At 69.1% G+C, this 573-nt stretch carries 1 protein-coding gene; it reads right to left on the reverse strand.

All coding sequences use genetic code 11. From position 1 onward, the window contains the following. Positions 1-541: hypothetical protein (locus tag KBX71_RS33405; protein WP_210821671.1), on the reverse strand; the 541-nt coding region annotated here is incomplete at its 3' end. Between the last annotated feature and the right edge of the window lie 32 nt (positions 542-573).

Below are 573 nucleotides of genomic sequence, written 5' to 3' on the forward strand. Positions count from 1 at the left end.
GGGTGACGAGGTCGGTGGCCTGCTGCTCCCACTGGGCGTAGGCGTCCGGGTAGGCGGAGACCTGGACGGTCTGCGCGGCCTGGGTCAGGGGCATGTCCTGCCAGCCGTCGACCTGCTTGAGGCCCTTGAGGAACGCGGTCGTCGAGTAGGCGGGGTCGGTGATCTGCTCCGGCGTACCCCAACCGCTGGACGGGCGCTGCTGGAACAGGCCCAGCGAGTCGTGGTCGTTGATGTCGCCGAGGTGGCCCAGGTTCTCCAGCTTCGACTCCTGCAGGCTCGTCGCGATGGAGATGACCGCGGCCCGCTCGGGCAGGCCCGCCTTCTTCGTGGCGGCGATGATGGCCTTGACGTTGGTGGTCTGCTCGTCGTTGAGGCTGATCCGGGACTGGTCGCCCTGCGGCTTCGACGCCTGGACGGCCACGGCGGCGGGCTTGGCATCCACGGCCGGGTTGGCGTGGGCGGCGATCGGGCCGGCGAAGACACCGCCGGCGAACGCGAGACCGGCAACGGACAGCATGCTCTTACGGAAGATCGTGTTCATGAGGGGTAGCTCCTTCGGGGGTAGGACACCCC

This window comes from Micromonospora sp. D93 (assembly GCF_018070365.1).
GTDB lineage: Bacteria > Actinomycetota > Actinomycetes > Mycobacteriales > Micromonosporaceae > Micromonospora > Micromonospora ureilytica.